This is a genomic window from Streptomyces sp. SAJ15 (assembly GCF_007595705.1).
Taxonomy (GTDB): Bacteria; Actinomycetota; Actinomycetes; order Streptomycetales; family Streptomycetaceae; genus Streptomyces.
Genome location: NZ_NISY01000005.1, coordinates 23,536 through 50,122, shown reverse-complemented (window position 1 = coordinate 50,122; position 26,587 = coordinate 23,536). Strand labels below are relative to the sequence as shown.

At 74.4% G+C, this 26,587-nt stretch carries 16 protein-coding genes and 1 pseudogene; 8 read left to right on the top strand and 9 right to left on the bottom strand.

Annotation, left to right across the window (positions count from 1 at the left end):
* Positions 1 to 52: 52 nt before the first annotated feature.
* Positions 53 to 2,140 (bottom strand): elongation factor G, encoded by a 2,088-nt coding sequence (gene fusA, locus CD790_RS15670; RefSeq protein WP_260867606.1) that lies wholly within the window; start codon positions 2,138 to 2,140, stop codon positions 53 to 55.
* A gap of 552 nt (positions 2,141 to 2,692) precedes the next feature.
* On the opposite strand from fusA, the gene CD790_RS15665 reads away from it, so the two are divergent.
* Both CD790_RS15665 and CD790_RS15660 read left to right on the top strand, forming a co-directional pair.
* A complete protein-coding gene (locus CD790_RS15665; RefSeq protein WP_260867605.1) occupies positions 2,693 to 4,816 on the top strand; it encodes a SpoIIE family protein phosphatase in 2,124 nt (707 codons plus the stop codon).
* 105 nt (positions 4,817 to 4,921) lie between these two features.
* Complete coding sequence (locus CD790_RS15660; RefSeq protein ID WP_144383846.1) at positions 4,922 to 5,584, top strand: lysophospholipid acyltransferase family protein; 663 nt, start codon at positions 4,922 to 4,924, stop codon at positions 5,582 to 5,584.
* Between the two features lie 15 nt (positions 5,585 to 5,599).
* Here the strand turns inward: CD790_RS15660 and CD790_RS15655 are convergent, their stop codons facing one another.
* Positions 5,600 to 8,335, bottom strand: coding sequence for a SpoIIE family protein phosphatase/ATP-binding protein (locus CD790_RS15655; protein ID WP_144383845.1), 2,736 nt, complete (start codon positions 8,333 to 8,335; stop codon positions 5,600 to 5,602).
* A 134-nt stretch (positions 8,336 to 8,469) separates the two neighbouring features.
* On the opposite strand from CD790_RS15655, the gene CD790_RS15650 reads away from it, so the two are divergent.
* Entirely contained in the window at positions 8,470 to 10,041 is a 1,572-nt protein-coding gene (locus tag CD790_RS15650; RefSeq protein ID WP_144383844.1) for a cellulase family glycosylhydrolase, read from the top strand.
* Between the two features lie 25 nt (positions 10,042 to 10,066).
* Here the strand turns inward: CD790_RS15650 and CD790_RS15645 are convergent, their stop codons facing one another.
* Positions 10,067 to 10,465: a YidB family protein gene (locus CD790_RS15645; RefSeq protein ID WP_144383843.1), complete on the bottom strand. Its 399-nt coding sequence runs from the start codon at positions 10,463 to 10,465 to the stop codon at positions 10,067 to 10,069.
* 181 nt (positions 10,466 to 10,646) lie between these two features.
* On the opposite strand from CD790_RS15645, the gene CD790_RS15640 reads away from it, so the two are divergent.
* Entirely contained in the window at positions 10,647 to 11,735 is a 1,089-nt protein-coding gene (locus CD790_RS15640) for a glutamate--cysteine ligase (protein ID WP_186319037.1), read from the top strand.
* 283 nt (positions 11,736 to 12,018) lie between these two features.
* Here CD790_RS15640 and CD790_RS15635 read toward each other — a convergent pair whose 3' ends face one another.
* The 5 genes from CD790_RS15635 to CD790_RS15615 all read right to left on the bottom strand — a co-directional run bounded on the left by CD790_RS15635 (position 12,019) and on the right by CD790_RS15615 (position 18,182).
* Positions 12,019 to 14,070 carry an ABC transporter permease gene (locus tag CD790_RS15635; protein WP_144383841.1) on the bottom strand — a complete coding sequence of 684 codons (2,052 nt, stop codon included), beginning with the start codon at positions 14,068 to 14,070 and terminating at the stop codon, positions 12,019 to 12,021.
* 34 nt (positions 14,071 to 14,104) lie between these two features.
* A complete protein-coding gene (gene modA, locus CD790_RS15630) occupies positions 14,105 to 14,911 on the bottom strand; it encodes a molybdate ABC transporter substrate-binding protein (RefSeq protein ID WP_144383840.1) in 807 nt (268 codons plus the stop codon).
* A gap of 10 nt (positions 14,912 to 14,921) precedes the next feature.
* Positions 14,922 to 15,317, bottom strand: a complete 396-nt coding sequence (locus CD790_RS15625) for a molybdopterin-binding protein (protein ID WP_144383839.1) — start codon at positions 15,315 to 15,317, stop codon at positions 14,922 to 14,924.
* Between the two features lie 173 nt (positions 15,318 to 15,490).
* Complete coding sequence (locus tag CD790_RS15620; protein WP_144383838.1) at positions 15,491 to 17,011, bottom strand: amino acid permease; 1,521 nt, start codon at positions 17,009 to 17,011, stop codon at positions 15,491 to 15,493.
* Between the two features lie 163 nt (positions 17,012 to 17,174).
* Positions 17,175 to 18,182 (bottom strand): hypothetical protein, encoded by a 1,008-nt coding sequence (locus CD790_RS15615; protein WP_144383837.1) that lies wholly within the window; start codon positions 18,180 to 18,182, stop codon positions 17,175 to 17,177.
* Positions 18,183 to 18,304: 122 nt separating this feature from the next.
* On the opposite strand from CD790_RS15615, the gene CD790_RS15610 reads away from it, so the two are divergent.
* The 3 genes and pseudogenes from CD790_RS15610 (at position 18,305) to CD790_RS35185 (ending at position 22,410) form a co-directional block, all read left to right on the top strand.
* The gene (locus tag CD790_RS15610; RefSeq protein ID WP_144383836.1) at positions 18,305 to 19,801 is read left to right on the top strand and encodes an FGGY family carbohydrate kinase; all 1,497 of its coding nucleotides are present in this window, start codon (positions 18,305 to 18,307) and stop codon (positions 19,799 to 19,801) included.
* 80 nt (positions 19,802 to 19,881) lie between these two features.
* Positions 19,882 to 21,279: pseudogene (locus CD790_RS35190) on the top strand (FAD-dependent oxidoreductase); the annotation flags it as partial.
* A 69-nt stretch (positions 21,280 to 21,348) separates the two neighbouring features.
* Entirely contained in the window at positions 21,349 to 22,410 is a 1,062-nt protein-coding gene (locus CD790_RS35185) for an NAD(P)/FAD-dependent oxidoreductase (RefSeq protein ID WP_260867642.1), read from the top strand.
* A gap of 114 nt (positions 22,411 to 22,524) precedes the next feature.
* Here CD790_RS35185 and CD790_RS15600 read toward each other — a convergent pair whose 3' ends face one another.
* Entirely contained in the window at positions 22,525 to 24,897 is a 2,373-nt protein-coding gene (locus CD790_RS15600; protein WP_144384095.1) for a collagenase, read from the bottom strand.
* A gap of 291 nt (positions 24,898 to 25,188) precedes the next feature.
* On the opposite strand from CD790_RS15600, the gene CD790_RS15595 reads away from it, so the two are divergent.
* The gene (locus CD790_RS15595) at positions 25,189 to 26,574 is read left to right on the top strand and encodes an aminopeptidase P family protein (RefSeq protein ID WP_144383834.1); all 1,386 of its coding nucleotides are present in this window, start codon (positions 25,189 to 25,191) and stop codon (positions 26,572 to 26,574) included.
* The last annotated feature ends 13 nt before the right edge of the window (positions 26,575 to 26,587 follow it).

Genomic DNA, 26,587 nt, shown 5'->3' with positions numbered 1-26,587 from the left:
TCCCTACCGTTGTGCGCCGGTCCCGTCCGTCGGGACGGGACCGGCGCCGCGCCTACCGCGTCAGCAACCCCCGCGAGACCGCCGCCGGGACGCGGGCGTAGCCGGCGGGACGGCTGGTGAAGGTGGCCCGGCCCTGGGTGCGGCTGCGGAGCCGGGTCGCGTAGCCGAACAGCTCGGCCAGCGGCACGGTGGCGTCGACGACGGTGGCACCGCCCCGCGCCGTGGAGCCCGAGATCCCGCCGCGCCGTGCCGCCAGGTCACCGAGCACCCCGCCCACGGCCTCGTCGGGCACCGTGACCGTGACCTCCGCCACGGGTTCCAGGAGCGCCATCGCCCCGGCGCGCAGCGCCTCCCGGAGCCCCAGCCGGCCCGCCGTCCGGAAGGCCGGCTCCGAGGAGTCCTTGACGTGGGTGGCCCCGTCGGTCAGGGTGACCCGCAGCCCGGTCACCGGGTGACCGCCGAGCGGCCCCTCGGCGAGGGCGTCCCGGCAGCCCGCCTCCACCGCGCGGACGTACTCCCGGGGCACCCGGCCGCCGACGACCGTGGACCGGAAGACGAACGCGCCGGCGGAGCCCGGGGCGAGCTCCAGCGGTTCCACGTCCAGGACCACATGGGCGAACTGGCCCGCCCCGCCGTCCTGCTTGACATGCCGGTAGACCAGCCCGGACACCCCGCGCGCCACCGTTTCCCGGTAGGCCACCTGCGGCCTGCCCACGCCGACCTCCAGCCCGTGGTCGCGGCGGATCTTCTCCACCGCCACCTCCAGGTGCAGCTCGCCCATGCCCGACAGCACCGTCTGGCCGGTCTCGGGGTCGCTCCGCGACACCAGCGACGGATCCTCCTCGACGAGCCGCCCCAGCGCGGCGGCCAGCCGATCGGTCTCCAGGCTGCTGCGGGCCTCGACCGCCACCGAGACCACCGGGTCGGTGGCGCGCGGCGGTTCGAGCACCAGCGGCGCCGACGGCGCGCACAGGGTGGTCCCGGCGCGGGCGGCCTTCAGCCCGACCACGGCCACGATGTCCCCGACCGTGGCCAGGTCGATCTCCTCGTGCCGGTCGGCCTGCAGCCGCAGGATCCGGCCGACCCGCTCGGTGCGCCGCACGCCCATGTCCAGCAGGGTGTCCCCCTTCCGGAGGGTCCCCGAGTACACCCGCAGGCAGGTCAGCCGGCCGGTGGCGGTCGAGTTCACCTTGAAGACCAGCGCGGAGAACGGCGCCGCCGGGTCGGCGGCCCGCTCCTGGGCCGCCCCGTCCAGGGTGCCGCGTACCGCCGGTACGTCCCGGGGCGACGGCAGATACGCCACGACAGCGTCCAGCAACGGCTCGACACCGCGGTCACGGTAGGCCGAGCCGCACAGCACCACCAGCCCCTCACCGCTGTGGGTGAGGTCGCGCAGCGCGGTCGCGAGGGTGTCGGCGGAGACCTCCGAGGAGGCGCAGAACTCCTCCAGCGCGGCCGGGTGGAGTTCCGCCACCGTCTCCTCCAGCAGCCGGCGCCGGCGCAGCGCCTCCTCCCGGAGCTCCTCGGGGACCGGGCCCTCCACGAAGGTGCCCCGGTCGTCGCCCCAGACCAGGGAGCGCATGCGCGGCAGGTCCACCACGCCCGTGAAGTGCTGCTCGCGCCCGATCGGCAACTGCGTCACCAGCGGCACCGTGCGCAGCCGGTCCCTGATCGAGGCGACGGCCGTGTCGAGGTCGGCGCCCGCCCGGTCCAGCTTGTTGACGAAGGCGATCCGCGGCACCCCGCACCGGACGGCCTCGTGCCACACCGCCTCGCTCTGCGGTTCGACCCCGGCGACGGCGTCGAACACGGCGATCGCGCCGTCGAGCACCCGCAGCGAGCGCGTCACCTCGTCGGAGAAGTCGACATGGCCCGGGGTGTCGATGAGGTTGATCCGATGGCCGGCCCAGACGCAGCTCACCGCCGCGGCGAAGATGGTGATGCCCCGGTCGCGCTCCTGCGGATCGAAGTCGGTGACGGTCGTCCCGTCATGGACCTCACCCCGCTTGTGGGTCGCGCCGGTCAGGTAGAGGAACCGCTCGGTGACGGTGGTCTTACCGGCGTCCACATGGGCGAGGATGCCGAGGTTGCGGACGGTCGTCAGCGGATCGGGGGAACGGTGGTGCAGGTCGGTACGCACGGCCCGGGGCCTTTCGTGGGTCATGAGGAGAAGGGCGGCGCGATTCCCGGACGGAACACCCCCGACCCGGACCCGACTCGCGCGGCGACGCCGAGGTGAGCCGGGAGGGCGGGGATCAGACGAAGGATCGGGTGTTCGTCGCGGGCGTCCGGAGCCGGCCGCGCAGCCGGCACCGGGCGGACCGGGACACCAGGATCACGTCATACCGCGAGGAGGGAACGACGACGTCGGTGCGGTGTCGCACGGTCGGCTCCCCTCACTCGTTCCGCGTCAACTCATGGCCGCGCGCCGCCTTCTGGCGGTGGCGCGCACGGTGAGTCTAGAGATCAGGCGCGGGCCGGGGCATCGGGTTTTCCCACCGACATGCCGCCCCTCCCGTTCGGACTTATGGTCTCCCTATGGACACCTGTCGCTGCGCGGGCCGCGTGGTGGCGCTGCGGCGTGGGCACGTGCGGCCGGCCGCTTCGGCGCGCCCGCACCCGAACGGGGCTCGCGTCGGGGGCGACGGGGCCGGGGACGGGGTGCCGGAGAACCACGGCGTGGAGGGGCGCGGTGCCCGGTCGCGGTGACCGGCCGAACGCGGCCGGTCTGCTGGACGAGGCCCTGGTGCGGGCCGTGCACCGCGCCGGCGCGTCGGGGGGAGGCGTCTATCTGCTGGACGAGGACGGGCGGTTTCTCGTCCTGGTCGTGACCTGCGGCGCTCCGGGCGAGATCACCGAGCCGTGGTGGCGGCTGTCGATCACCCGCCAGAGCCCGGCGCCGGAGGCGGTGCGCGAGGATCGCCTGGTGTGGGTGGGCGGCCAGGAGGACATGGCGCGCCTGTACCCGCGCGGCGCGGCGGCCGCGCCCCACCGGATGGCGATCGCCTGCGCCCCGCTGCGCGGCGCCGACCGCTGCTGGGGCGCCTTGTCGCTGGTGTGGCCGGCCGGTCGGTCCCCGCGGATCTCCCGGCGGGAGCGCGGCCAGGTGCTGTTCAGCGCCCGGCGCGTCGCCCGCGTACTGGACGAGGCGCCCCACCCCCCGGTCATTCCGGACCGGCCGCGCGTGGTCCCCGTGCGACTCGCCACCGAGCGTCCGGTGCGGTCCGCGCTCGCGGCGGCCGACCTGGTCGAACGACTGCCGACCGGCGCCCTGGCCCTGGACCTCGAAGGACGCGTCACCTTCGCCAACCACGCCGCCCTCGACCTGCTGGACCGTACGCCCGAGGACCTGTTCGACAGTGTGCTGTGGGAGTCGGTGCCCTGGCTCGGCGACCCCGTCTGCGCGGAGACGTACCGCGCGGCCTGGCTCAGCGGCGAGCCGGCGACCCTCGCCGTGGCGCGGCCGCCGGACCGATGGCTCACGCTCCGCCTCTATCCGGACGCCAGTGGCATCAGCATCCTCGTCGACTCCGAGGACACCGCCGTGGAGCGCCCCCGCTCCGAGGTGCGACCACCGCCCGGAACGGCGGCGGCGGTCACCACGGCCGCCGCGGGCAGGATCCACCAGTTGGTGCACCTCGCGGCCGCGCTGACCGAGACGGTGAGCGTGCAGGACGTGGTCGACCTGATCGCCGAGCTGATCCTGCCCACCTTCGGCGCCGACGGCCTGATCGTGTCCACCACCGAGGCCGGCCGGCTGAAGGCCATCGGCCACCACGGCTACGCCCCGGACGTCGTCGAGCGCCTCGAAGGGCTCCAGATGGACGCCGAACTCACCCCCGTCGGCCGGGCCCTGGCCACCGGCAGCCCCTCCTTCTTCGCCAGCCGCGCCGAGCTGGCCCGCGACTACCCCGACACCCCGCAGCTCAGCGACAAGCACGCCTGGGCGTTCCTGCCGCTGATCACCTCCGGACGCCCCGTCGGGTGCTGTGTCCTGGCCTACGACCACCCGCACACCTTCACCACCGACGAGCGCGCCATCCTCACCCCGCTGGCGAGCCTCATCGCCCAGGCCCTGGACCGGGCCCGGCTCTACGACGCCAAGCACAACCTCGCCCACGCCCTCCAGCAGCGCCTCCTGCCGCACGCCCTGCCCACCGTGGCCGGGGTGAACGTCGCCGCCCGCTATCTGCCCACCAGCTACGGCATGGACATCGGCGGCGACTTCTACGACCTCATCCGGCTCACCGACACCACCGCCGCGGCCGTCATCGGCGATGTCGAGGGCCATGACGTGACGGCGGCCGCCCTCATGGGGCAGGTGCGCACCGCCATCCACTCGCACGCCACCGCCGGCGCGGGCCCCGACACGGTCCTCGCCAGGACCAACCGCGACCTCGCCGACCTCGACCCCGGGCGCTTCATCACCTGCCTCTACGCCCAGGTGGACCTCGCCGGCCGGCAGGTCACCCTCGCCAGCGCCGGCCATCCACCGCCGCTCCTGCACCGCCCCGGCCGGGATCCCCGGGTCGTGGCCGTCGACCCCGGACCTCCGCTGGGCATCGGCGTCGAACTCCCCTACGCGCTCAGCACCCAGCCGCTGCCGGCCGGGTCCATCCTCGCCCTCTACACCGACGGTCTCGTCGAAACCCCCGGCGCGGACGTGGACCACACAACCGCGGATCTCGCGCGGCATCTGGCCCGATCCAGCGACCTGCCGCTCCACCACCTCATCGACAGCCTCGTCCGGCGCGCCCGCCCCACCGGACAGCACGCGGACGACATCGCCCTGCTCCTCCTCCAGCCCACCTCCTGACGGGGGCCACCGGGGCGGAGCGTCCACCGGGGTCGGCCGTGGGCCGCGAGGCGTCGATGGGCGAGACTGTCAGTGCGCACCGTCACACCAGCCCGAGGAACGTCCATGCTCAGCAGCATCGCCACCCGGCTCGTGCCGGCCTTCGGCCGGCTGACCGTCACCACCGACGCCGGCACGGACTTCGCCCCGGGCAGCATCATCGTCGCGAACCACACGTCGCTGGCCGATCCGGCGATCGTGCTGGCCGCGCTGCACCGCCTTGGTGTGCGTCCGGTGGTGCTGGCCACCGCCGGGCTGTGGCGCGTTCCGGTCCTGGGCCGAGTGCTGCGCCGTGAAGGCCACATACCGGTGCACCGCGGCACCGTGCGGGCGGGCGAGGCCCTGGACAGCGCAGCGGCGGCGCTCGGCGACGGTCGGCTCGTCCTGATCTACGGAGAGGGCCGCCTGCCGCCGCGCCGGGATTCCGGGGAGGCGGCCCCGGGCCCCTTCCGCAGCGGTGTCTCCCGGCTCGTGTGCGCGACCGGGGCGCAGGTGATCCCCCTCGGGCAGGCCGGCGCCCGCCGGGTGGTCTCCGGTTCTCCCTCCAAGCAGCTCGCGGGGCTGGTGACGGCGCCGGTGCGCCGCCCCCGCGTGCACGTGCACGTCGGCGCCCGCACCCCGGTGTCGGACGACATGGCGGCGGCCAACGCGTACGTCCGACAGGCGGTCACGCGCGCGTGGGAGACCGCGGTCCGGCAGCTGGGCGAGCGGGCCGGCCGCTTCCGATAACCGACGGGGACGGCGTCAGACGTTTCCAGGGACCTCCCCGTTCGGCGGGCGCACCTCCGGCGGCAGCGGCTGCTCCGTCCAGATGACCTTGCCGGTGGGGGTGTAGCGGGTGCCCCAGCGCTCGGCGAACTGGGCCACCAGGAACAGGCCGCGGCCGCCCTCGTCCATGGTCGCGGCGTGCCGCAGGTGCGGGGAGGTGCTGCTGGCGTCGGAGACCTCGCAGATCAGGCAGCGGTCCAGCAGCAGCCGGACGCGGATCGGGCTGGCGCCGTAGCGGATGGCGTTGGTGATCAGCTCGCTGAGGATGAGCTCCGTGGTGAACGCCTCCTCGCCCATGCCCCACTCCTCCAGCCGACGGGTGACCTCGGACCGCACGACGGCGACGGCGGCGGGGTCCGCCGGCACGTCCCACTCGGCGATCCGGTCGTCCTCCACGGCCCGGGTGCCGGCCACGAGAAGCACGATGTCGTCCTCGGGCTGGGGCGGCAGCAGCACGTCCAGCACCGAACGGCAGGTCTCCTCGGGGGTGGCGTCGCTGCCAGCGAGGGTGTCGCGGAGCAGGTCGAGTCCGGTGTCGATGGAGCGCTCGCGGTGCTCGATCAGGCCGTCCGTGTACAGCACCAGCTTGCTGCCCTCGGCCAGGTGCAGCTCGGCGGCCTCGAACGGCAGGCCGGCCAGGCCGAGCGGCGTGCCCGCCGGCAGCTCCGGCAGCTCCACCGTGCCGTCCGGCAGCAGGACGGCGGGCGGCACATGGCCGGCGCGGGCCAGCACGCAGCAGCGTTCGACGGGGTCGTAGATGGCGTACAGGCAGGTCGCGCCGGTGATCGCGGCGCTGCCGGTGGCCGTCTCGTCCTGGTCGATATGGGCCACCAGCTCGCTGAGGTGGCTGAGCAGCTCGTCGGGGGCCATGTCCAGGGTCGAGAAGTTATGCACGGCGGTGCGCAGCCGGCCCATGGTGGCGGCGGCGTGCAGGCCGTGGCCGACGACGTCGCCCACCACCAGGGCGACCCGGGCCCCGGGCAGCGGGATGACGTCGAACCAGTCGCCGCCCACCCCGGCCTGGGCCGGCAGATAGCGGTAGGCGACGTCCAGGGCGCTCTGCTCGGGGAGGCCGCGGGGCAGCAGGCTGCGCTGGAGGGTGACGGCCATGTCGTGTTCCCGCGTGTAGCGGCGGGCGTTGTCGATGCAGACCGCGGCGTGCGCGACCAGCTCCTCGGCGAGCGACAGGTCGTCCTCCTCGAAGGGCTCCGGGCGGACCGAGCGCCAGAAGTTGCACACGCCCAGCACGACGCCCCGCGCGCGCAGCGGGACGGTCATCAGGGAGTGGATGCCGTAGTCCAGGATCCACCGCACCCGCTCGGGGTCCTGGGCCTGCCAGCCGGGAGCGTTGTGCAGATCGGGCGCGATGACACCCCGGGCGCTGCCCAGGCCGCGCGCCTGCGGGGTGGAGGGGACGAACTTGATGAGCCGCCCGGCGGGATAGAGCGGATGGTCGTCGCGGATGCCGCTGATGGCCGTGCGGCGCAGCTCGGGAATGTCGTCGAGGGGAGGCTCCTCGCCCTGCAGCACGGCGTCGACCAGGTCCACGGTGGTGAAGTCGGCGAGCTTCGGCACCGTGGCCTGGGCCAGTTCCTCGGCGGTGCGGGCCACGTCCAGGGTGGTGCCGATCTCCACGCTGGCGTCGTACAGCAGGCGCAGCCGGTCGCGGGCCACCGCCGCCTTGCCGGAGAGGGTGTGCAGATCGGTGGTGTCGCGGAGGGTGGCGACCGTGCCCGGCGGCCCGCCGAAGCGGTCCGTGGTGCGCTGGTTCACCGCCAGCAGGCGGTCGCCGGTGGCCACCACCTCGTCGGTGGCCTGCCGCCCGGACATCAGCAGCTCGGTCATGTGCGGATTGAGGCCCAGGTCGTCGACCTGCCGGCCCTCGGCGTCCTCGGGCAGGGCGAGCAGCCGGCGGGCCTCGTCGTTGGCCAGCAGCAGCCGATGGTCGCCGCTGACGATGAGCACGCCCTCGCGGACCGCGTGCAGCACCGCGTCGTGGTGTTCGTACATCCGGGCCATCTCGGCCGGCCCCAGGCCGTGGGTCTGCCGGCTCAGCCGGCGGGTGGCCAGCGCGGTGCCGCCCATGGCCAGGGCGAGCCCCGCGGCGCCGCCGCCCAGCAGGATGGGCAGCTGCCGGTTGACCACGCTCGACACCGAGCGGGTCTTCATGCCCGCCGAGGCCAGACCCACCACCTCGCCCTCGGAGTCCTCGATCGGCACCACCGCCTGCATCTCGACGCCCAGCGGCCCCGTGACCGTCTCGGTGAGGGACTTGCCCTCGCGTGCCGGACCGATGGTGCCCACGAACTTCTTGCCGATGCGCTCCGGCTGTGGATGGGTGTAGCGGATCCCCTCGGGCGTCATGATCACGATGAAGTCCATCCCGGCCTTCTTCCGGGCGGTCTCGGCCATCGGCTGCAGGATCGCGCTCGGATCGGGGGAGCGCAGGGCGTCGATCATGCCCGGGGAGTTGGCGAAGGTCTGCGCGACCGCCAGGGAACGACGGCGCGCCTCGGTGGTGCTGTCGCGCTCCGCCTGGAGGACGAGGGCGACCACGCCGGCCGTCACGATGAGCAGGATGACGGTCACCTGGAGCAGCAGAGCCTGGCCCGCGACACTCCGGACACCCAGGATCGAACGGGGGCGCTCGCCGCGCGACTGACCGCGCGCTGGGGTGGTGGGAGAGGTCGACGAAGGCCGGAAGCGCCCCATGTGTGCATATTTACACAGGTAGTCGCCTGTGGCGAACGCTCAGTCGTCGGCACGACCCTTGCTCCAGTGTGCCGTGCCGGTCAGTATCGGCGCACCACACGCTCCAGCGGGAGCTCGGTCCAGGGGAGGACGCCATGCGTCTGCACCGCGCCGCCACCACCCTCACGCTCGCCGCCGCGCTGCTCCTCGGCGCCGCCGGAACCACGCCCGCCGCACCGCCGGGGGCGGTGAGACCGGCGGGGACCGGACCCGGGGCGTACGGGCCCGCGGGGAACGGGCCCGCGGCGGACGGATCACGCGCCGCCGGAGTGGAGGCGCCGCCGGCGGCGGCGCGGCCGGAGGCCACGACCCCGGTGGGCACCGTCATCACCCCCGACGGGCGCGCCCACCTCGCCGACCGGCACGGCCGGGCGCTGCGGCCACGCGGTCTGAACCTCGGCAAGACGGACACCGTGACCGAGGACCGGGTGGCCAAGCTGGCGGCCGACGGCTTCGACCTGATGCGGCTGAACATCCAGTGGGAGCGGGTCGAACCACGCCGCGGCCACTACGACACCGGCTATCTGCGCTACCTCGACCGGATCCTGGGCTGGGCCGACCGACACCGCGTGCTGGTCCTCGTCGACTGGCACCAGGACGTCTACGGCCCCGCCTTCGGCCACAACGGGATGCCCGCCTGGGCCACCCGCACCGACGGGCTGCCCTTCGAGCCCAACCCCGACGACTGGTTCTCCGACTACTTCCAACCCGCCGTGCAGGCCGCCTTCACCCACCTCTACGACGACGCCGACCTGCGCGCCGCCCAGGCCGCGGTCTACGCGAAGGTCGCCGCCACCCTGCGCGGGCACCCCTCGCTGCTCGGCTACGACCTCTTCAACGAGCCGTTCGGGCCCATCGCCGGCGACCCGTCCGACCCCGCGGACCAGCTGGCCGCCGCGATCCGGCTGGAGACCGGGCGGCTGCCGGCGATGTACCGGCGGCTGATCGCCGCCATCCGCTCCGTCGACCGCGACGCCTGGCTGTTCCTGGAGCCGACCGTCCTCGTCGGCCAGGGCGTGCCCACCAGCCTGCCCGGCTTCACCGATCCCCGACCCGGCGCCGACCGCCTGGGCTACGCCCCGCACTACTACGACACGGCCGTGGAGTCCGGCGCCGACTGGGACCCGACGGGCGGCTTCATCGAGGCGTACGAGGCGGCCATCGGGCGCTATCCGGTGGCCCACCGGCTTCCGGTGCTGGTCGGCGAGTGGGGCCCGCCGCGGGCCACCACCCCCGGCAACGCCGAGCTGGTCCGCCGCCAGGTGGCCTCGCTGCGCGGCTTCGCCTCCGGCTGGGCCATGTGGTACTCCTGCGCGGCCCCGGGCGGCGCCGGCTACTGCGTCTACGACGGCGACGGCACCCCCGCCCCCGGCAAGGAGCCCGCCTTCGCCCCGTACGCCACCGCCGTGGCCGGCGCGCCGCGCTCCGAGACCTACGACGCGACCGACGGCGGCTACGCCCTCACCCTGACCGCCGACCGCACCTCCCGCCGCGCCTGGACCTGGCTCGAGCTGCCCGCCGCCGTCTGTCCGGACGGGGCGCGGGTGTCCGTGACGGGGGCTGGTCGCGCGGTGGTGCGCGAGGAACCGGGCGGCGTGGCGGTGCTGCTCCCCGCGGTCCGGCCGGGCGCGACGGTGACCATCACGGCCCGTCCGGCCGTCGGCTGACCGCCCGCCGAAGGCGGCCCGTCGCTCACCCCCGTTCCCGGAGCAGGTCCTCCAGTGAGCCCTCGGGGACCGAACCGCCCGGGGTGAGCTTGTCGATGGCCTGGGGGAGGGCTTGGGCCAGGTCGTCGGCGGCGTGCTCCGGCGAGGTGCCGGTCTGCTGAGCCACCCGCTCCAGCACCTGGTACGGCAGCGCCTGGGCCACGTCCGGCCCGCTGACCGGCTCGTTCGCGCCGGTGCCGACCCAGGACTCGACGGCCTTGCCGAGTCCGCCCTCCTGGAGCTGCTGGAGCAGGCCGGGCAGCGCGTTCCCGCCGCTGCCGCCGCCCAGGGCGTCGAGCAGCGCGGAGAGGAGATTGCCCCGTGCGGCGGCCTGCCCACCGCCGAGCAGGCCGCCGAGGAGTGATCCCAGATCCGTTCCCGCCATGGTCGCGCCTTCCGTCAGAGTGTCAAGTCTCGATAAATCTACCCATAGCGGCATCGGCTGCCAGGTGTTTGCCGTCTTGCCCACCCCAGGTGGTGCGTGGATTCTGGAGTCGAACACTCGCTCAGATCCCAGTTCCGCCAGGACATGCCGAATCCGCCGAACGCCCTGGGGAGCGTCGCCGATGCTGTTGACCACTGGCGTGGAGGAGGAGTTCCTCCTCGTCGACGCCCGGACCGGGCAGATCGCCGGAATCGCCGATCGGGTGCTGGCCCGGCTGGCCGACGGCAGTGGGGCGTTCCAGCTGGAAGGCACCCGGCACCAGATGGAGTTGGCCACCCCGGTGACCCACACCCTGGCCGAGCTACGCGACCAGCTGCTCGCGTTACGCCGCAGGCTCGCCAAGGCCGCCGACGAGCTCGGCTGTCGACTGGTGGCCGGCGCGGGGCCGGTGCTGCCGATGCCGGGCCCGCCGCTGCTGACGGACGACCCGCGCCGACACCGTCAGGCCGACCAGTACGGCGCCCTGATGCACACCATCGTCCACTGCGGATGCCATGTGCACATCGGGACTCTCGACCCGGACACCGCGATCAAGGTCGGCAACCACATCCGGCCCTGGCTGCCCACCCTGCTCGCGGTCAGCGCGAACTCGCCGTTCTGGAACGGCCACGACACCCGTCACGCGAGCTGGCGGGCGATCTCCTGGACCATCTGGCCCGCCTCCGGGATGCCGCCGGTCTTCGCCTCCGCGGCCCAGTACCGGCAGACCGTGCACCGGATGATCCGGACCGGGGCGGCGCTCGACAAGAAGATGGCCTACTGGGACCTGCGCCCCTCCTCGCACTGGCCGACGCTGGAGCTACGGGCCGCCGACATCTCCCCGAGCCTCGACGGCACCCTGCTCCAGGCCGCCCTCAGCCGGGCCCTGGTGGCCAGGGCGCTGCGCGCGGTCCGCGAGGAGCGGCCCCTGCCGCGGATCCCCGACGAGCAACTGCGCATGGCCCGCTGGCGAGCCGCCCGCGACGGCTTCGAGGGCCGCGGAGTCGACCCCATGACCGGGACGCTGCGCCCGGCGGCCTCCCTCGCCGCCTCGCTGATCGAGGAGCTCGCCCCGGACCTGGAGGCCGCCGGCGACCTGCCCTGCGTCGACCGGGCCATGACCGCGCTGCGCCGGCACGGCTCCGGTGCCCACCGCCAGCGCCTGGCCTTCGCACGCCGCCACGACCTGGGCGACGTGGTGCGCCAACTGGCCGAGGACACGGAGCTGTAGCCGGGCGGGGACGGCGGGACGGCGGAGGGCGGCGGAGGACATGGTGCGGCAGACCGGGCGGAGGCGCGCGGCAGGACGGCACCCCACGGCCGGGTGGCGGCTCTCGTATGGCCGGCGGCCCACGACCGCGTGGCAGCTCCCGTATGGGTGGCAGCTCCCGTATGGGCGGCAGCTCCGGCCCGGGTGGCAGCCCTCGTCCGGGCGGCGCGGGGCGACGCCCGTCCGGCGGCCGGCGTCCGGGCGTCCGGGCGTCGGGGCGCTCCGCGGGCCGTGGCGTGACCGGTCAGGTGGCCACCAGGGTCACCTCGGTGGCCTTCACGCTCGTCCATACGGCGCCGCCGTCCACCAGCCCCAGCTCCGCCGCCGCGGCCGGGGTGACCTCCGCGATCAGGTCCGGGGCCCGTTCGGAGCCGACCAGCACCCGCAGCCGGCTGCCGACGGAGGTGAGCTCGCGGACCATGCCCGGCCAGACGTTGCGCGGGCTGCCGGAAGGGCGGTCGCGGTGCAACGAGACCGCCTCCGGGGCGATGATCGCCAACGCCTCGGTGCCGGGGGCCAGCGGTTCGGCCGCCACGATCCGCGCCCCGCCGGGCAGCTCCAGACCCTCGGGGGTGGCGGTGCCGGACCAGGCGTTACGGCCCAGCATCCGGGCCACCCAGGGGGAGCGGGGATGGCGGGACACCTCGACGGGCGGGGCGTCCTGCACCGCCCGCCCCTGGTCGAGCACCAGCACCCGGTCGGCCAGCGACACCGCCTCGACCGGGTCGTGGGTGACGATCAGACACACCCCGCCGAAGCCGGCCAGATGGCGGCGCAGGGTGTGCCGGACCCGCGCCCGGGTCGTCTGGTCCAGCGCCGCCAGCGGCTCGTCCAGCAGCAACAGCCGGGGCCGGGCGGCCAGCGCCCGGGCCAGCGCCACCCGCTGCGCCTGGCCGCCGGAGAGCTGCCCGGGCCTGCGGTGCGCGAGCTGGCCGACGCCGAGCCGGTCCAGCCAGCGCTGTGCCTCGCGCCGGGCCTCGGCGCGCGGCACGCCGCCGGCGCGCAGGCCGTAGGCGGTATTGCCCAGGGCGGTGAGGTGCGGGAAGAGCGCCCCGTCCTGCGGCACCCAGGCGACGTGACGGCGGTGCGGCGGCAGCGCCGTCACGTCCCGTTCCCCGAGGGTGAGTCGGGCGTGGGCGCGCGGGGTCAGCCCGAGCAGCGCCCGCAGCAGGGTGGTCTTGCCGGCGCCGTTGGGGCCGACGACGGCGATGGTGGTGCCGGGCTCGGCGTCGAGGTCGAGCCGGGTGAAGCCGGACACCTCGGCGCGCAGCGACCACGCCTCGGGCGCGGCGGGGGAGCCGGCCGCGGGCGCGGGCCCCGCCATCCCGGTCGCGGGCACCGCCCGTCCGGCCGCCGCGGACCGTGCCACGCCGCCGGCCGGGGCCGGTCCTGGGGCCGGGCTCCCACCGGCGGCTGACGGCTCCCCGGCCGGGTTCCAGGGCTCCGCGTCGGTCGGCGCCGGCTCCTCGACGCTCGGTCGTCCGCCCGGCGCGCCCCCGCGCGTCGGCGGGGTGCCGGTCCAGCGGCCGCGCAGCGCGATGAGCACGGCCATGGCGATGGCCAACAGCAGCAGCGAGACGGAGGTGGCGGCCTCCGGGTCGCCCTGCAACAGCAGATAGACCTGGAGCGGCAGGGTCTGGGTGGCGCCCGGGAGGTTGCCGGCGAAGGTGATGGTGGCGCCGAACTCGCCGAGCGCCCGCGCCCAGGTGAGGGCGGCGCCGGCGGCCAGGCCGGGAGCCACCATCGGCAACGTGACGGTGCGGAAGACCCGCACCGGCGAGGCGCCCAGCGACGCCGCCGTCTCCTCGTACCGCGGGCGCAGCCCCGCCAGCGCCCCCTCCAGACTGATCACCAGGAACGGCATGGAGACGAAGGTCGCGGCGACCACGGCGCCCGAGGTGTGGAAGGGCAGTGTGATGCCGAAGGTCTCCTCCAGCCACGGGCCGAGCAGCCCGCGCCGGCCGAAGCCGAGCAGCAGCGCCACACCGCCGACCGTGGGCGGCAGCACCATCGGCAGCAGCACCAGCGAGCGCACCAACGCCTTGCCGGGGAAGTCCGCCCGCGCCAGCAGCCAGGCCAGCGGCACCCCGAGCAGCAGCGACAGGCCCAGCGAACAGAAGGAGACCAGCAGCGACAGCCGCAGCGCCTCGGTGACCCCGGGGCTACCCAGGTGCTCGCCCAGATCGGACCAGGAGGTGCGGCTGAGGATGCCGAGCAGGGGCAGCAGCAGGAACGCGACGGCCAGCAACGCCGGGAGCGCCAGGGTCAGTGGGGTACGGGTTCCGGAGCGGGGCATGGTCGGTTCCTGCGGGGGGCCGGCGGGCGAACGGCTACGGCTGCTGGAACCCGGCGCCGCGCAGGATCTTCTGCGCGGCGGGGCTGGAGAGCCAGGTCACGAACCGCGCGGCGGCGTCCGCGTGCCGGGAGTCCTTGAGGGTGGCCGCCGGGTAGGAGGCGACGGCGTTCTGGCCGTCGGGGATCTCCACCGCGTCGACCTTGTCGGGCGCGGAGTCGGCGTCGGTGGCGTAGACGATTCCGGCGTCGGCCTCGCCGAGCTCCACCTTGGACAGCACGGCGCGGACGCTGGGCTCCTGCGAGACCGGCCTGACGGTGATCTCCTGGTCGTCCAGCACCTTCTCGCTGTAGCGCCCCACCGGCACCTCGGGGGCGGCGAGGACCACCTTCAGATCCTCGTCGGCGAGGTCCCTGAGCGCGCGGATCCGGTGCGGGTTGCCCTCGCCGGTGGCGATGACCAGCCGGTTCTTGGCGATCACGGTCGGCGATCCGGTCTCGGCGGACAGCCCGTCCATGGTCTTGGTGTCGGCGGTGACCAGGGCGTCCGCGGGGACGCCCTGGCGCACCTGCGCGGCCAGCTCCTGGGAGCCGGCGAAGGAGAAGGTCACCTTGGTGCCCGGGTGCTCGCTCTCGTAGACCTTGCCGGCCTCGGTGAAGACGTCGGTGAGGGAGGCGGCGGCGAGCACGGTGAGCTTGGCGCCGGAGGCCGAGCCGCTCTTCGACCCGCCGGCGTCGCCCTTCTTGTCGTCATCGCCGCCGCAGCCGACCAGCGGCACCAGCAGCGCGGCGGTCAGGACGGCGGCAGCGGCGCGGCGCCGGGGGAGGGAGAGGGGACGGGGCATGCGGGGCTCCTCAGACGCGATCGATGTGCACGTTGGTGGACTTGACCCGGGCGGTGGCCTGCATTCCGACCTCCAGCCCGAGCTCCTCGACCGCCTCCCGCGTCAGCAGCGAGACCAGCCGGTGCGGCCCCGCCTGGATCTCCACCTGGGCGGCGACGTCGCCGAGCTTGATCGCGGTGACGATGCCCGGGAAGGCGTTGCGGGCCGAGGTGTACGAGGTCTCCTCGTCGGCGTGTCCGGTCTGAGCCAGCTCGACGGAGAACGCGGCCAGGTCGCGGCCGTCGATGACCCGACGTCCGGACTCATCGCGATGGGTGGCGACCCGGCCGGCGTCCGCCCAGCGGCGGGCGGTGTCCGGGCTGACCCCGAGCAACCGCGCCGCCTGGCCGATGGTGTACTGCTGCATGTGCGCCACGATAGGCGTGTCGATCTCGCATATGCAATCGCTTGCGCGGCTTCATGGAGCACATGCCAGTCGTCGGGGAGCCTCCTCCAAAAACTCCAAGGGCTCAAAAGGCTCCAAAGGCTCCAAGGACCTCAGCGGACCTCCAGGCGCTTCCGTGAGGCTCCCGGCCCCGATCACACGATGCCCTCCGCGATCTCCGCCTGCTCGCGCGCCGTGCCATACGGGGACGGGGTGCCGTACGAGCGGCGGGCGACGAACCACCACACGGTCGCCAGCGCCAGCACCACGGCCAGCGCGATCGAGGCGTAGTTCATGGAGTCGACCGTCACCGGGCGGCTCTGCGGCAGACAGAACAGCACGGTCACCAGCGCCACCCACACCACCGCCACCCAGCCGATCGGCCGGCTCCAGCGTCCCAGGTGCCAGGGCCCCGGCTGGAAGGCGTCCCCGGCCCGGAGCCGCAGGAAGATCGGGATCGCATAGGCGGGGGTGATGCCGATGACGTTGATCGCCGTCACCGCGCCATAGGCCGTCTTGGAGTAGAGCGACGGCACCGCCAGCAGACAGGCGACCGCCACCGACAGCCACACGGCCGCCACCGGCGTCTGGGTGCGGGTGCTCACCGTGCGCCACAGCCCCGAGCCGGGCAGCGCCCCGTCCCGACTGAAGGCGAACACCATCCGACTGGCGGCGGCGACCTCGGCGTTGCCGCAGAACAGCTGCGCCCCGATCACCACCAGCAGCAGCGCCTTGGCGCTCCCGACGCCCAGGGCGTCGATGAAGATCTGCGCCGGCGGCACCTCGGCGCCCTGGGTCCGGGCGTAGTCCTGGATCGCGAAGGTCAGCCCGGCCAGCAGCACGAAGCCGGCGATCCACGACACCCAGATAGCGCGCACGATCCCGCGGGCGGCGGTCACCGAGGCGCGCGAGGTCTCCTCCGACAGATGCGCGGAGGCGTCGTACCCGGAGAAGGTGTACTGCGCGAGCAGCAGCCCGATCGCCGCCACATAGAGCGGATTCGACCAGCCGGTGTCGTTGACGAACTCGGTGAGGACGAACTCCGGCGACTGGTGGTGGCCGGGCACCACCGTCAGCGCGGTGACGATGACCCCCACTCCCGCCAGGTGCCACCAGACGCTGATCGAGTTCAGCAGGCTCACCAGCCGCACGCCGAACAGGTTCAGCGCCGCGTGCAGCAGCAGGAGGCACACGAAGATGACGAAGGTCTTCTCCGGTGTGGCGTCGAAGCCCCACTGGAGATCCAGCAGCGCGCCGATGAACAGCGCGGCGCCGTAGTCGATTCCGGCGATCGCGCCGAGCAGCCCGAGCAGGTTGAGCCAGCCGGTGTACCAACCCCACTTGCGGCCGCCGAGCCGGTCGGCCATGTAGTACAGCGCCCCGGACGTCGGATAGGCGCTGGTGACCTCGGCCAGCGACAGGCCGACGCACAGCACGAACAGGCCGACCCCGGCCCAGCCCCACAACATCACCGCGGGCCCGCCGGTGTTCAGGCCGAACCCGTACAGGGTCATGCAGCCGGAGAGGATGGAGATCACCGAGAAGCTGATGGCGAAGTTGCCGAAGTCGCCCATGCGTCGGGCCAGGACCGGCTGGTATCCCAGCTCCCGCAACCGCTGCTCCTCGTCGTCCTGTCGCTCGACGGGATCCGGGCGTGACCAAGGTGTACGAGGCATGAACATTCCTCCGGGGGTGCGGGGGTGCGGGTGTGGGAGTGCGGGGATTCGGGGCTGCGGGGCGGGGGTTCGGGGTGATGCGGGCGACACGGAACGAGAAGGCGAGACATCGAGAAACCGAGAAGTCGACATGACGAGAGCGCGGCGCGGAGCCCGGCCGCGGTCAGCCGCGCGGGCCGGAGTCCGCCTCGGGTGACGCCGCGAACGCGCGGGCGCGGGCCCGGAGGAAGACCTCCTCCGCCCCGTCCGGATGGTCACGGCCGGTGGCGCGGCAGTTCCACGGGGGCGGGGTGTAGTACGGGCCGAGCGCCGCGAACACCCGAGCCGCGTCGGCGAATCGGAGCGCGCCCCACAGCGCGTGCGCCAGATGGCTGAGATCCAGCAGCGAACGGGACGCCGGATCGGCGGCGTCGAACCAGTTGCGCAGCGCCAGCCGGGCGTCCCGAACCGCCTCGTCCGTGGTCCAGTGCAGGTCCAGCGCCCGCCGCGGGCGGTGCTCCTCGCGGTAGCGCTCGACGTGGACGTAGAGCGGCAGAGCGTGCAGCGCGGAACCCGGGGGCGCGCACGAGGTCACCCATTGGCCGAAATTGACCGCCTCGGCGAGTGGCCCGCCGGTCCGCCGGGCGTAGACGAACTGCAGCATCCGGTGGTACGCCTCGCGGTTGAACGGGTCGCGACGGTGCGCCTCGCGCAACAGCCCCCACGGGCCGGGGAAGAGCATCGCCTCCGGCGGCGCCAGCCGGTGCTCCGGCAGCCGCTGCCGGCCGTCCAACTGGGCCAGCGCGAGCAGACACACCCACGGCACCGGGTCGTCGGGCGCGTTGTGGGCGGCCACCTGACACGCCTCCCACGCCTCCTGCCATAACTCCCGCGTTCTGCGGTGCCCCTCGCGTCGGGCGCGCACCGCACGCTCCACCGTGACACGGGCGTGCATGACCAGCACCGCCACGCTCTCCGGCTCCTCCGCGCGCCAGGCGGCCACCACATTGGTCCCGGCGGCCGCGGTCGCCAGGACCTGGGTGCGCTGGGTCCACAGCCCCGGGTCCACGGTCTGCGCCAGGAGCTCCCGCATCGACATCCAGCGCCCGGTCCGCAGGTCCTCTATCGCGATGCGTAACCCGTGGTCGTGGCCCGCCGGATGGTAGACCGGCCGGAACTCGCTGTCGTTCATGGTTCCTCAAGATCGACGGGGTGGGGTCGTTGCCCCGGCGCAGTCTAGAGTCGATGCCGGCTACGGAGGTTACTCACTCCAGCACTTATAGCAACCCGCGCAAGGCAAAGGAGCCCCGGCATATGACCACAGGTCAGACCCGCCCGGTACTCGCCGTCGACCAGGGCACCTCGGGCACCAAGGCCCTGGTCGTCTGCCCGGAGCGCGGTGTGATCGGCTCCGCCGAGGCGCCCGTGCGGCCCCGCTACGGCCCTGGTGGGCGGGTCGAGGTCGACCCGGCCGAGCTGTTGTCCTCGGTGCTGGACGCCGGGCGGCGCGCCCTGGCGCGGGCGGGCGAGCCGGTCGCCGCGGTGGGGCTGGCCAACCAGGGCGAGACGGTGCTCGCCTGGGACCCGACCACCGGCGACCCGCTGACCGACGCGATCGTCTGGCAGGACCGGCGGGCGGAGTCGGTCTGCGCCGAACTCGCCCCGCACGCCGAGGAGCTGCGGGAGCTCACCGGGCTGCCCCTCGACCCGTACTTCGCGGCGCCCAAGATGTCCTGGATCCGCCGCCGGCTGACCCGCGAGGGCGCCGTGACCACCAGCGACACCTGGCTGGTCCACCGGCTGACCGGCGCGTTCGTCACGGACGCGGCGACCGCCGGGCGCACCCAACTGCTCGACCTGGACCGCGTCGCCTGGTCCCCGCGCGCCCTGGACCTGTTCGGGCTCGACGGCGAGCCGCTGCCGGAGGTGGTGGACGCCGCCGGGGTGTTCGGCACCACCACCGCCTTCGGCTCCGACATCCCGCTCACCGGGCTGCTCGTCGACCAGCAGGCGGCGCTGCTGGCCCAGCGGGTGACCGAGCCCGGCACCGCCAAGTGCACCTACGGGACCGGGGCCTTCCTGCTCGCCCAGACCGGGCGGCGCCCCCACCGCTCCGCCTCCGGGCTGGCCGGCTGTGTCGCCTGGCGGCTCGGCGGCCGCACCGACTACTGCCTCGACGGCCAGGTCTACACCGCGGCCTCCGCGGTCCGCTGGCTCACCGACCTCGGAGTGATCAGCGGCGCCGACCAGCTCGACGCGGTCGGCGGCGCGGTGCCGGACGCCGGCGGCGTCACCTTCGTCCCCGCGCTCGCCGGACTGGCGGCCCCCTGGTGGCGCGGCGACGTCCGCGGCTCGCTGACCGGCCTCAGCCTCGACACCCGCCCCGGCCATCTGGTCCGCGCCCTGTGCGAAGGGATCGCCGCCCAGGTCGTCGCCCTCGCCGACGCGGTCGCGAACGACACCGGCACCCCGCTCACCGGGCTGCGCGTCGACGGCGGCCTGACCCGCTCGGCGCTGCTCATGCAGACCCAGGCCGACCTGTTGCAACGACCGGTGGAGGTCTCCGCGCTGCCGGACGTCACCGCGCTGGGCGTGGCCGCCGCCGCCCGGCTGGGCCTCGACCCGGGGCTGACGCCCGACGAGGCCGCCCCGGCCTGGCGTCCGGCCGCCGTCTACGAACCCCGTATCGGCCCGGACCAGGCGGCGGAGCGCCTCGACACCTTCCGCGCGGCGGTGGCCGGAGTGCTGGAGCGGGACGCGACCACGTCCGGGCTCACCGACCGGAGCCCGTCGCCCGTCGACCCGCACTGACCGCCCCCACCGCCGGTACCGGTCGTGCCGTTCGTACCGGCCGGCCGTACCTCCCCGACGCACCACCACGCGAGGAACCCATGACCGTAACGACCAGCGGCGGACTGCCGGACGGCGTCCACGACGTGGCGATCATCGGTGCCGGCGTCGTCGGCACCGCCATCGCCCGTGAACTCGCCCGTCGCCGGCTGCGGGTGGCGCTCCTCGACGCCTCCGGCGACGTCGGCGAGGGCACCTCGAAGGCGAACACCGCGATCCTGCACACCGGGTTCGACGCCACCCCCGGCACCCTGGAGGCCCGCCTGGTGCGCGAGGGGTACGGGCTGCTCACGGCGTACGCCGCCGAGGCCGGCATCCCCGTGGAGCGGACCGGCGCGCTGCTCGTCGCCTGGGACGAGGAGCAGCGCGCCGCGCTGCCGACGCTCGCCGACAAGGCCGGGCGCAACGGCCGTCCCGACACCCGGCTCCTGGACGCCACGGAGCTGCGCCGGCGCGAGCCGCACCTGGGGCCCGGCGCGCTCGGCGCGCTGGAGATCCCCGGCGAGAGCGTCATCTGCCCGTGGACCACGACCCTCGCCTACGCCACCGAGGCGCTGCGCCACGGCGCCGGACTGCATCTCGACTGCCGCGTGACGGACGTCCGCACCACCGACGAGGGCCATGAGCTCGCCACCGGCCGCGGCCCGCTGCGCACCCGGTACCTGGTCAACGCCGCCGGGCTGTACGCGGACGACATCGACCGGCTGCTCGGCCACGCCGACTTCACCGTCACTCCGCGCCGCGGCCAGCTGATCGTCTTCGACAAGCCCGCCCGCGCCCTGCTGCGCCACATCCTGCTGCCGGTGCCCACCGCCCTCGGCAAGGGGGTGCTGGTGGCGCCGACCGTCCACGGGAACGTGCTGCTGGGCCCCACCGCCGAGGACCTGGACGACAAGCGGGCCACCGGCACCACGGCCGAGGGGCTCGCCTTCCTGCGCTCCCACGGCGCGCGCATCCTGCCGGACCTGCTCGCGGAGGAGGTCACCGCGGTGTACGCCGGGCTGCGCGCCGCCACCGGACTGGACGACTACCGCATCCGCAGCCACCCCGAGCAGCGCTACCTCACCGTCGGCGGCATCCGCTCCACCGGCCTGACCGCCTCGCTGGCGATCGCCGCGCACGTGGCCGGGCTGCTCACCGAGGCCGGGCTGGAGCCGGGGGCCCCGGACACCGGGCCGCGCCCGGAGCGCATGCCGGGGAGCGGCGAGGCGTCCGCACGCCCCTACCAGCGCGCCGAGTCGATCGCCGCCGACCCCGCGTACGGGCAGGTCGTCTGCCACTGCGAGCGGGTCACCCTGGGCGAGATCCGCGACGCCCTCGCCGGTCCGCTGCCGCCCGTCTCAGCCGCCGGGCTGCGCCGCCGCACCCGCGCGACCGCCGGCCGCTGCCAGGGCACCTTCTGCGGCCCGACCGTACGCGCCCTCCTGGAGGCCGGCGCGCGGCCGGAGCGTCCCGGCGCCGCGGCCGGAACCGCGGCCGGAACCGCGGCCGGAACGGCGGCCGGAACCGTGGGGGCGACCGTTCCCGAGGCGACCATTCCCGACGCCGTCCCCCACGCCGCCCCCGATGCCGAGCCCGTGGCGCGTACGGTCGACGTCCTCGTCGTCGGCGCGGGGCCGGCCGGGCTGACGGCGGCCGCGTCCCTCGCCGCGTGGGGTGCGGGCGCGGTGGAGGTGGTGGAGCGGGAGTCCGTGGTCGGGGGAGTGCGGCGGCGCGCCCCGTGGTCGGGGCTCGCGGCCGTCGCGGCGGGTCTGCCGCCGGGCGGCAGGGCGTCGGTCCGGCGGCGTGCCGAGGCGGCGGCGCGGGCCGGCGCCCGGGTGCGGACGGGGGTCACGGTCACCGGGTGGGCCGGTCCGCTCACGGTGGACCTCACCGGCCCGGGTGGGCTGGAGCGGATCACCGCGCGGGCGGTGGTGCTGGCGACCGGGGCCAGGGAGCGGCCGCGCGCCGCGCGGCTGGTGCCGGGCGGCCGGCCGCCGGGCGTGTTCACCGCCGGGCAGGTGGAGCGGGCGGTGCGCGGGTACGGCCAGCCGATCGGCCGGCGGGCGGTCGTCGTCGGGGCCGAGCGGGCGGGCTACCGGGCGGCGCTGACGCTGCGTCAGGCCGGTGTCGTGATCGTCGCGATGGTGACCGACGCGCCCCGGCCGCCGGCCGGCGCCGCCCTCGACCGGGCGGTGCGCGGATGGCTGGGCTTCCCGCTGCTGACCGACGCCACGGTGACCGGCCTGACCGGACGGGACCGGCTGGAATCCATCGGCCTGCGGCGTGGCGACGGCGCGACCGCGATCCTCGGCTGCGACGCGGTGGTGTTCGCGGGCGACTGGATCCCGGAGCACGAGCTGGCCCGGAGCGCCGGGATCGCCCTCGATCCCGGCACCCTCGGACCGGCCGTGGACGCCGCTTTCCGCACCTCGATCCCCGGGGTCTTCGCGGCGGGCGCCGTGGTTCGCCCCACCGCGTCGGCCGCGACGGCCGTCCGGGACGGCCGTGCGACCGCCACGGCGGTTTTACGTCATCTGAATCGCTCGCGGAGGCAGCCTGAACCGCCGCCACTGCGTCTTTCCCGATAGCGCTGAAAAACGAAGGGACAGGCTGTCGTGACGTGCACAAGGTGTGGGGCCCTGGTGATCCAGGGCCCCGACGGTAGGTGGAGCTGCAACAACTGTGGGACCTCGGGATGACCCTCAGCCGCGCAGCGGCCCCTCACAGCTGTAGTCGGCCGAGCCTGCCCGGCCGTTGGACCAGATCTCGACCGAGCCGAAGGAACAGTTCATGTCGGCGAAGTTGTTCGCCGCGGGCCGGGACCGGTCGAGGATGAAGTAGTCGACGGTCTCGGACATGTCCTTGAAGACCTGTCCGGGGTCGGCCGCGTCACGCAGGTTGGCGGTGATGCGGCCGGTGCAGGTGAAGCGGCGCTTGCCCGCCGCTTCACCGTTGTCCCCACAGCTGGGGTAGGCGCCGGTGGCGCTCTGGAGCCGCATGCGGACGTCGTCGGCGCGGTGGTACTTCAGCGAGCTGACGGGGACGAAGGTGGTGTTGGGCACGAAGAGGTCGTCGACGTGGGCGATCTGCTGGTCCAGGAAGGCGTCGTACGCCTGCTGGAGGCCGCGGTCCGCGCCCAGTCGGTTGCGCCAGGCGTCGAAGCCGGCGGGGTCGTCGGCGCGCAGCAGGGAGTACATGGTGCGCAGCTCGGCCGGCCGCTCCCGCCACAGGAACTCGAAGAAGGTGCCCGCGTAGGAGTAGAAGCGGAAGCCGTCGCCGTCGTAGGTGGCGTGGAGCAGCCGCGCGACGCTCATCCGCGGGCCGCCGCCCGAGGTGTCCTGGATGATCGAGCGCACCAGGGACTTGCGCACCGCTATGCCGTCGTCGCGGGTCGCGCCGTCGAAGAACTCGGCCGTGCCCTCGTCCATGGCCGTGGTGCGGTCCCCCTCGTACCAGTGCCCCTCGCCGAAGAAGCCGGGCACCGCGAAGCGGCCGTTGAGGTAGTGGGTGTACTCGTGCCGGAACAGCTCCTCCAGGGTGAGGGTGGAGTCCTGCGGCACCCGTCGCTGGTAGGTGTAGAAGGTGGCGCCCCGCTCGATGTAGACGCCGCCGTTCTCGGTGCCCATCCCGGTCAGCAGCGGGTGGAAGACCTCGTAGTCGGCGCGGCTGGCGTACAGGTGGATGTTGAGGGTGGTGTTCGGGTCGCCGGCCAGCGGCTGGCTGGTGCCGAGCACCCGGTGGAACTGCGCCTTGACCTGCTTGCTGGCGTAGTAGAGCTGGTCGACGGTGGCCTTGGACAGTCCGGTGCGGACCTTGATGGCGCCCTTGTCGTAGGTGAAGGTGTTCGGGAACAGCCGGTTCTCTATGTCCTTCTTGCACACGCCGTACGGGGCGCACGCCTCGAAGAAGTTGAGCCAGCTCGCGACGCTGGCCCAGGGCGCGGAGAACTCGCCGAAGCTGTTCTTCGTGGTGGTGAGCAGCGCGCCGAGGTCGGTGACGACGCCCCCCTTGAGGCCCTCGATCTGGCCGAAGCGGCCGTACTCGCTCATCGCGTCGCGGGCCACCCAGGCGTTGACGGTGCCCTTGAGGTGGGAGTAGCCGCCGAACCGCTGGAAGGCGGCGCGGTAGCCGGCGTCGGCGGCGGCCGCGGTGTGGAAGGCGGTGTCCTTGTTACCGGGGTAGACGCCCAGGTAGTTCACCGACAGCGCGGCGAGGACGGCGCCCGCCCAGTCCCGGTCGCCGGCGGTGGCGGCGCCCGGCGCCATGGTGCCCAGGGTGCGCTTGATCAGCGGCAGTTGGTGGTGGCGCAGCCCGGGGGCGCTGGCGGCGTAGAGCGCCTCGCGCAGCGTCACGGCGTTGGCACGGGTGGCCTCGAAGGTGCGGGCGGCGGAGCCGAAGGCGGCCACGGCCCCGCGGACCGCGTCGACCGTGGGGGCGTCGGTGTGGTCGATCTCGTCGCGCGAGAAGTCGTGGTACGCGGCCGCGTGCAGATAGGTGAACAGCTCGTAGAGGTGGCTGCGGTCCGTGCCGTCGTGGCCGGGGGAGAGGGCGGCCGCGCGGCCGGCGACGGCCTGGACGTGGGCGTCGGACATCACCGGGGCGAGCCGGGCGTCCCAGGTCCATATGAGGCCGCGCAGACAGCCGTCGGCGGTGACCGCCGGGTCGGTGAGGAAGTCCGCGAGCCCCTGGGGTGACAGCCCGGTGACGCCGTCGAGGGTGCAGGGGGCGCCGCCGGGGCGGGCGGTGGAACGGGGGGCCTTGGCGGTGGACATGTCGCCGGGTGTACGGCCTCGGGAGATGCCGTCGAGGGTCCGCTGGCCGCCGCGGGGGAGGGGCGCGACGGTGGTCACGGTCGGGGCGGTGGCGCGGTGTTCGGCGTGGTCGAAGGGGTGGGCGTCGCCGGTGGGCGCGGCGCGGCCGGCCGTCGGGGCGCCCCCGGCGGTCGGAGCGTGCTCGTCGCCCCCGGCCGTCGGGGCGGAGGCCACCGGAGCGGAGGCCGCCGGGGTGGTGGGCGCGGCCTGCGCGGCGGGCGCGAGCGGGAGGGCGCAGCCGAGGGAGAGGGCCGCGGCGAGCAGCCCGGTGCCGAGGGTGCCGCGAACGCCGCCGCGGCCGGTGGCGCGTGTGCGCGCCCGGGTGGATCTGCGTGAGGTCGTGCCGATGTGAGGGAGGTGGGACACCACTGACTCCTGGTGTGGGGTGGGGAGTTGGTCTGGTGGCGCGTCGATGGACGCCGCGGGGTCGGCACGGGGAATGTGCCGCGCGGCTCTGGAATGTGACCCGTAACATAGTAATGTGAAATGTTACTGACAACCCGTCTGCTTCGACTCCGCATCTCCGTTACCCACCTGTGTCCGGGAGGCCCGCCGATGACCGAGCGTTCGCACATCCAGACCAGCAGCCATGACCTGCCCATATCCCCGGAGTTGGCCGACTTCATGGGGCGGGGCTGGGTCGCCGCCCCGCTGCCCGGCGACCTCCGGCTGCCCGCCGCGGCCGTCACCCCCGCCCGCCGCGCCCGCCTCTCGGCCCGCTTCCCCGGCGAGCGGATGCTCATCCCCGCCGGTGAACTCAAGGTGCGCTCCAACGACTGCGACCACCGCTTCCGTCCGGACAGCGGCTACGCCTGGCTGACCGGGCTCACCGGCGCCGACCAGGCCGGGCATGTGCTGGTCCTGGAGCCCGACGGCGCCGCGGGGCACGAGCCGGTGCTGTATCTGCGGCCTCGATCGCCGCGCGCCGGCCAGGAGTTCTACCGCGACCGCCGCTACGGCGAGTTCTGGGTGGGGCGCCGCCCGGACCTGGCCGAGGCCGAGCGGCAGACCGGCATCCGCTGCGCCCCCCTCGACGGGCTCGACCGACTGCCGCCGGGCCGCGACTCCTCGCGCGACCCCGAGCTGGCGGCCGCCCTCGCCGAACTCCGGCTGGTCAAGGACGCCTGGGAGGTCGCCCAGCTGCAACTCGCCGTCGACCACACCGTCGCCGGCTTCGAGGACGTGGTCCGCGCCCTGCCGCGGGCGCTGTCCCATCCGCGCGGCGAACGCTGGATCGAGGGCGTCTTCGGACTGCGCGCCCGCGCCGAGGGCAACGGCACCGGCTACGAGACCATCGCCGCCTCCGGCGCGCACGCCTGCGTCCTGCACTGGACCCACAACGACGGCCGGCTCGACCCGACCGAACTGCTGCTGCTCGACGCCGGAGTGGAGGCCGACACCCTCTACACCGCCGACATCACCCGCACCCTGCCGCTCTCGGGCCGCTTCTCACCCGTCCAGCGCCGGGTCTACGAACTGGTGCTGGCCGCCCAGGACGCCGGCATCGCGGCGCTGCGCCCCGGCGCGAGCTTCCGGGACTTCCACCGCGCGGCCATGCGGGTCATCGCCGAGGGGCTCGCCGACTGGGGCGTGTTGAAGGACCCGGAAGGAGACCTGTACCGGCGCTACACCCTGTGCAGCAGCGGTCATATGCTCGGCCTCGACGTGCACGACTGCGCGCGGGCCCGCGCGGAGACCTATCTGGACGGGGTGCTGGCGGAGGGGCAGGTGCTCACGGTGGAGCCGGGGCTGTACCTCCAGCCGGACGACGAGACACTGCCGGCCGAACTGCGCGGCATCGGGGTGCGGATCGAGGACGACCTGGTCATCACCGCCGACGGCGCCCGGCTGATGTCCGGCGCGCTGCCCCGGACCCCCGACGCGATCGAGGAGTGGATGGGGGCGCTCGCGGATGACCTCGGCAGTGGCCATGCCAGGTGACAGCCGGGCGGCC